Source organism: Aurantiacibacter odishensis (assembly GCF_003605195.1).
Lineage (GTDB): Bacteria > Pseudomonadota > Alphaproteobacteria > Sphingomonadales > Sphingomonadaceae > Alteraurantiacibacter > Alteraurantiacibacter odishensis.
Window position 1 is genome coordinate 22022 of the sequence record NZ_QYOS01000015.1, and the last position, 6134, is coordinate 28155.

A 6134-nucleotide genomic window follows, 5' to 3' on the forward strand; every position below is an offset into this window, starting at 1 on the left:
TCCTCCGCTAAGTCGGATCAGAAATGGGTGCAGTCGGTGAAGCCACCATCGACAACCAGGTGCGATCCATTGCACCAGCTGGCGGCGGGGCTCGCGAGGAAACCGACACACCGGGCGATTTCTTCTGGCTTTCCGAAGCGGCCCTGCGGATGCTTCCGGATCAGCGAGTTGTAGAATTTCTCCATCGCGCCCTTGAGCATTTCCCAGTTACCGCCTTCGAACTCCACCGGGCCCGGCGACACGACATTGACGCGGATGCCGTCCTTGCCATGAGCAAGCGCCAGTTGCTTGCCGTAGGTAATCAGCGAAGCCTTGAGCGCGTTGTAGGCCTGTGGGCCGCCCATGGCTTCCAGAGCCGAGGTCGTTCCGATCAGTACGATCGAACCTTCACCGCGCTCCGTCATTCCTTCCAGGACAGCGTCGATAGCCCGAACCGGCCCCATTACGTCGACGGCAAAGTTCTTGTCCCAGTATTTCAGGCTACCCGTTCCGCCCGAGGCGGAAGTGACAGGCACCAGAATATCGCAGCCGCCGAGCTCTTCATCGGTCGCCTGCATCCAGTCGCGGAAGGCATCTGCATCGGATACGTCACAACCTGACCCGATCACCTTCGTGCCATACTTGCGAAGATTGGCGACCGAGTCCTTCACGGAATCGTCGTTGCGGGCAGTGATGGCGAGATCGCAGCCCTCTCTCGCGAATAGCTCGGCAATCGAATAACCGATGCCACGCGCACCGCCGACAACAATTGCCTTCTTGCCTTTAAGACCAAGGTCCATAGTTCAAGCCTTCCTCAAATTTCTAAGTTCGCTACCGTTCGGCAAACTGCCAAGTTGCGCTCCGCCCGATACCTGGACAATCTCCCCCGAAACAAAGCAGTCTTGCGAAGACAGCCAGGCCACCGCGGAAGCCACCTCATTCGGCAGCACGGCCCGCGCTTCGTATGGCACGCGGCCGAGATACATGTTTGCCAGCGCAGGATCGGCGAAAATCGCCTCTGTCATCGGCGTTTTCGAGAAACCCGGCGAGACCGCGTTGACCCGCAACCCCCTATCCCCGAGCTCGATGGCTGCGACGCGAACCAGTTGTTCGAGTGCGGCCTTCGCGCAGCTGTATGCTGTCAGGCCCGCGCCCGCCAGACTGGCTGTCACGGAGGAGAAGAGCACGATACTGCCGCCGTTCGGCATAGACGGAATTGCATGCTTCAAAAGCAGCGCGTTGGCCGTGAAATGCAGTTCCATCTGGTCCTCAAGCTGCCCACGATCAATTTTCGAAAGCCCGCCCGCACATGTCGTTCCGGCGGCGTTGACAAGGATATCGAACGGCGCGGCCGCCTCGCAAGCGGCCCGAATGGAAGCTTCATTCCGGACATCGCAAGTCACGTGCCGCCCGCCAAGCTTTTCAGCAAGCTCGGCAATCTTAGATTCGCTTCGAGCTGCAACGATCACGTCGCATCCGTCTTCGCTTAACCGCTTTGCTACGGCCTCCCCTAGTCCGCCGGGACTGGAGGAACCGATTACTAGCGCTTTAAGTTTTGCCTGCGTCATGCCTGTCATCCTAAGCAATGCGCGCCTCTCCGCAAGGGAAAAAGTCAGACATGATTGTTTTTAAGGTCGGATCGTAAGGCCGTTGTCGACCATATATTCGCCACCGGTCAGGAAGCGCGCCTCGTCACTGCAGAGAAAGACGATAAGGCTCGCTACGTCGGATGGGGCACCAATGGCGTCGGCAGGCAAGACGCCATCCGGAACCTGCTCTTCCTGCCCAGCCCTGCCTTGCGCACCCTGGATCATCGGCGTTTCGATAGCGGAAGGGTGCAACGTATTGCAGCGAATCGGATAGCCCTGCTCCTGGCAGTAAACGGCTATGGATTTGCTCATCGATCGCACCGCGCCCTTCGCCGCGGAATAGGCGAAGAATGGCGAATACCCGAGGTGGCTCGCCGTCGAACTCATGTTGATGATCGAGGCATTGCGCGACTTGGAAAGGAGGGGAAATCCCAGCTTGCATCCCAAGAAAACGCCCTTGCACATGACATTCATCACTCGGTCGAACTCGTCGGTCGTCGTGGCCTCCGGATCCGCCACAACGACGATCCCCGCATTGTTGACGAGAATGTCGAGGCGCCCGTGATCGCTTGCAATCCTGTCGTATACCGCTGTCCAGTCTTCCGCGGATGCGACATCGTGCCGAAGCGCTGTTGCGCGCTCACCGATCTGCGCGGCCACCTCATTTGCTGCCGCCTCGTTGATATCGGTGACATAGACAAACGCACCTTCTTCAGCGAGCCGGATGCAGTCGGCCTTCCCGAGACCCGATCCGCCGCCTGTAACCAGTGCGATTTTTCCTTCCAGTTTCGACATTCCGATATTCTCCCAATATGATTGTGTTGACGGCTGGCTCTTAGCCTACCTAGTAGTATTTCCAGACAGAACTGATTGCTTTTTTGGACTGGACTTGATCGAATGCCTGCCAGCAAGATGAATAACTCGCGGATATCTTCGGCCGATGAAAGCTCGCGCCCGCTTATCGAGCCGACTGCGCAGGCCCTGAAAAGCGCAAGAACCCGCTCCCGGTTGATCGAAGCGACGATCCGCTGCCTCGTGAAATACAGTTACGCCAATACCACGACGCCGAAAGTCGCGGAGGAAGCGGGCCTTTCGCGTGGTGCGATGCTCCATCATTTCGATAACGGTCGGCAACTCATGCAGGCCACGATGGTCGAACTGCACCACAAGCGCCTGCGTGCGTTTCGCAGAGCGGCGGGCACGCTCGATCATGACGCGCGCACCTTGCTGCGGACTTACTGGGAGCAGTTGCTGCGCTCGACTTTCATCGCATTTCAGGAACTGGCGATCGCCTCGCGAACCGACAAGGAACTGGCCAAGACGCTGGAACCTGTCCGCAAGGAATTCAATGAACGCTGGCACGATCTCGCCATCGAGCTTTTCCCGGAATGGAGCCATGACCCGACCGCCTTCAAAGTAGCATTGGGCCTCACTCACAACACGCTTGAAGGCATGGCGCTGAACCGGCTTACGCACGGGATCGACGACGAGACCATTGAACTCGTTCTCGACAAGCTGGAACAGGTTATCCTGGAACTCAGACCGGATCGCAAAAGCTGAGGCATCAGGCATTGCCGGCACCCCAGCGGATTGCGCGGCGCAGCAGTTCGTAGAAGACAGGGTAATTCCAGGCGCAACGCTCCGGATGGGGATAATAGCCCGCCAGTGGCTGCAAATCGTAGTGGCCGCGGCAATGGCCGAGCGTGAGGTAGAGGATCGTGCCGGCACCGAAAGTGCGTTCGTATAGGACCGGCACCTCGCTCTCGTCCCATTCAGCGTCGCCAAACTCTTCGCATTTCCCCTTGAAGGTCGTGTGCATGAGCGTGGTGAAATCGCCGAGCGTGCGGGTAAGGTAGAGTTCGTCGACGACCGAAAAGTCTCGAAGCCCCTTCGTGAGTGGATGATCGCGCTCGGTGATCGTGACCCTGAAAGCAGCAATGGGCGGATGTCCGGCGAATTGTGTGCCTAGCAACCGCATGAATTCCGACGCCTCGTCGGGTGTTTCCACCGTCCCTTGCTCCGAAAACCGTAGAATTGAATTGGTGCCGTGCAGGGCAAGCCAACGACCGCCGCCGCGCAACCAGTTGGATAACGTTTCCACCTCGTCATCGGATGGAACAAGGTCGCAGGTATAGGTTATCAGGAGGTCGCAGTTCTCGATCGCCTCCTTGTCTGAGTAGTTCGTGGCCACGCTCGTTCGGATCTCTGGAACTTCAGCCAGCAGCTTCAGGAGCTCGAGGCGCGCGAAATCGATGTCATGATACTTGCCTGCTGCTACCAAATGCACCTTCAAGGATTCTCTCCCAAATCGCAATCGCCGGACCACCGGGCTTGCACTTCTAGCAAACCTGACGCAAAAACAAGCATGATTGTTTTTTTGGAGCAAGCCCCATGCCCATGACCGGCGCTGGAAAAGGCCCGCTGAAGGGCGTTCGCGTACTCGATCTCACTAGTGTGCTCATGGGGCCATACACGACCCAGATCATGGCCGATCTCGGGGCAGACGTCATAAAGGTCGAAGCTCCTTCGGGCGACACCACGAGATCCCTTCCTCCGGGTCCGGAGGATAATCTTGGCGCGATGTTCATGAATGTGAACCGCGGCAAGCGGAGCATCGTTCTTGACCTGAAAGATGAACATGCGCGCGAGGCACTTCTGCGTCTGGCAGAAGATTCCGACGTGTTCATTCACTCAATGCGCGGCCGTGCCATAGAGCGCCTTGGGCTGGATTACCCTTCCGTCGGCGCAAGCAACCCTCGCATCATATATGCCAACTTGTACGGTTATGGGAAAACCGGTCCATATGCAGACTATCCCGCCTATGACGATATCGTCCAGGCTGCGTCGGGCATCGTTTCGCTGCAGGCCGCCCTATCAGGCGGAGAGCCCACCTACCTGGCAACAGTGGTTGCGGATAAGGTCGCGGGCCTCACCGCGGCATATGCCGTGATGGCAGCATTGTTCGAGCGAGAGCGGCATGGACATGGACAGGAGATCGAAGTCCCGATGTTCGAGACTCTGGCGTCCTTCTCGATGGTCGAACACCTTTGCGGGGCCATGTTCAACCCGCCGATCGGACCCACAGGCTATCCGCGCGCCCTTTCGCCGCAGCGGCGCCCTTATCGAACTGCCGACGGCTATATCGCTGTCATGATCTATAATGATCGGCACTGGTCGAATTTCTTCGATGCTATCGGCAACCCGGAATGGTCGAAAGACCCCATGTTCAAAAGTTTGAGAACGAGGACGCAGAATATCACGCAGGTGCTCGGCCAGTTGTCGAAAGTCCTGGAGACCCGCACTACCGAGGAATGGATGGCGGTCCTTACGCAGGCGCAATGTCCTGCCATGCCGGTACGTTCAATCGATGATCTGCTGGACGATCCACACCTGGAGCAGGTCGGCTTCTGGCACCAAGTACATTCCGCTGATGGAAACATGCGTATGCCGGGCGTTCCCGTCAGTTTTTCGCAAACACCCGGTGAACCCGGTCAGCCGGGGCCACGGTTGGGTCAGCACAGTCGCGAGATTCTGGAAGAAGCGAATTTTACGCCCGAAGAGATCGAGCGATTGGCAGGTCCACCTCAGCAAAACCGTCAGTCGGGATGAAACACGATCAGCGGCCCGGCCTCGGCCTGAAGCACTTTCGCCCTCACCTTCATCCCGATCGAAACTTCCCCGGCTGCAATACCGTCAACCCGGCTCATGAGGCGCGCGCCCTCTTCCAATTCGACCAGCGCGACGTTGTAAGGCTCGCGCGGGGGCTTAGGATACAACACCGTAACGGAATGCACTGTTCCGTGTCCGGACGCTTCGACCCATTGGGTCGCTTCGCCCAAAGCGCGAATGCGTGGAGGAAAATGACATTCCGCCGATACTGTATCGCGTTGCAGCAGTATCTTGCCTTGCCTCAAACCCTCTTCAAATTCGGCTTCGGGCGTATGGGCTTCGATGTCGTTCATGCCCTAGGATTATGGTCAAGGATGCCCCGGGTCAATCGAGGACAATGAATATGAAGGACGAATTTCCAAGAGGCGCCGCATCGATTGCGGGGCTCGCAACCTACGGGGTTGGTGAGATGCCAGGCTTCAGTTCTCTTGATCTGGCGGCCACAGCTGGACTGATGGCTTTGCAGGACGCCGACGCCAGGATTCAGGACGTGGATGCACTGTTCGGCTGTCTGCCAGACGATCTATTCGGCACTCTTTCCATGGCGGAATACTACGGCATCTCCCCTCGCTTCACGGACAATAACCGTACGGGAGGGTCCTCCTTCATCAGTCACATGATCACGGCCAGCATCATGATCGACGCTGGATACATCGACAACGCGCTGATCACTTATGGCTCCAACCAGAGAAGCAGCGGCGGGAAGCTGGCTACGCCTGCAAAGAGCAACAAATGGGAAGCCCGATATGATCCCATCTTCCCGCTCAGCAGCTATGCACTGGTTGCGGCGCGTCATATGCACGAGTTCGGCACGCGCCGGGAAGACCTCGCCGCCGTAGCCGTGGCTGCGCGGCAATGGGCCAACACCAATCCCGAGGCTTTCGCCAAGGGGCCACT

The 6134-nt window shown here is 58.1% G+C and carries 7 protein-coding genes and 1 pseudogene; 3 read left to right on the plus strand and 5 right to left on the minus strand.

What is annotated here, in order from left to right; all coding sequences use genetic code 11:
• Window positions 1-17 precede the first annotated feature (17 nt).
• From D4Q51_RS00530 to D4Q51_RS00540, 3 genes are read right to left on the minus strand one after another with little or no spacing between them, the layout of a single operon-like run.
• Entirely contained in the window at window positions 18-779 is a 762-nt protein-coding gene (locus D4Q51_RS00530; RefSeq protein WP_120075487.1) for an SDR family NAD(P)-dependent oxidoreductase, read from the minus strand.
• 3 nt (window positions 780-782) lie between these two features.
• Window positions 783-1547, minus strand: a complete 765-nt coding sequence (locus D4Q51_RS00535; RefSeq protein WP_162925073.1) for an SDR family NAD(P)-dependent oxidoreductase — start codon at window positions 1545-1547, stop codon at window positions 783-785.
• Between the two features lie 60 nt (window positions 1548-1607).
• Window positions 1608-2363 carry an SDR family oxidoreductase gene (locus tag D4Q51_RS00540; RefSeq protein ID WP_120075491.1) on the minus strand — a complete coding sequence of 252 codons (756 nt, stop codon included), beginning with the start codon at window positions 2361-2363 and terminating at the stop codon, window positions 1608-1610.
• Between the two features lie 117 nt (window positions 2364-2480).
• Here D4Q51_RS00540 and D4Q51_RS00545 point away from each other — a divergent pair, with 117 nt between their 5' ends.
• Window positions 2481-3128 carry a TetR/AcrR family transcriptional regulator gene (locus D4Q51_RS00545; RefSeq protein WP_240624500.1) on the plus strand — a complete coding sequence of 216 codons (648 nt, stop codon included), beginning with the start codon at window positions 2481-2483 and terminating at the stop codon, window positions 3126-3128.
• Window positions 3129-3132: 4 nt separating this feature from the next.
• Here the strand turns inward: D4Q51_RS00545 and D4Q51_RS00550 are convergent, their stop codons facing one another.
• Complete coding sequence (locus D4Q51_RS00550) at window positions 3133-3855, minus strand: ThuA domain-containing protein (RefSeq protein ID WP_338068437.1); 723 nt, start codon at window positions 3853-3855, stop codon at window positions 3133-3135.
• A gap of 110 nt (window positions 3856-3965) precedes the next feature.
• Between D4Q51_RS00550 and D4Q51_RS00555 the strand changes: the two genes are divergently transcribed.
• Window positions 3966-5177 (plus strand): CaiB/BaiF CoA transferase family protein, encoded by a 1212-nt coding sequence (locus tag D4Q51_RS00555; RefSeq protein ID WP_120075502.1) that lies wholly within the window; start codon window positions 3966-3968, stop codon window positions 5175-5177.
• Here D4Q51_RS00555 and D4Q51_RS00560 read toward each other — a convergent pair.
• The gene (locus D4Q51_RS00560) at window positions 5165-5530 is read right to left on the minus strand and encodes a Zn-ribbon domain-containing OB-fold protein (protein ID WP_120075297.1); all 366 of its coding nucleotides are present in this window, start codon (window positions 5528-5530) and stop codon (window positions 5165-5167) included. The two genes, D4Q51_RS00555 and D4Q51_RS00560, sit on opposite strands and share 13 nt — an antisense overlap.
• Before the next feature lie 50 nt (window positions 5531-5580).
• On the opposite strand from D4Q51_RS00560, the pseudogene D4Q51_RS00565 reads away from it, so the two are divergent.
• Window positions 5581-6134 (plus strand): annotated as a pseudogene (locus D4Q51_RS00565) (thiolase); the annotation flags it as partial.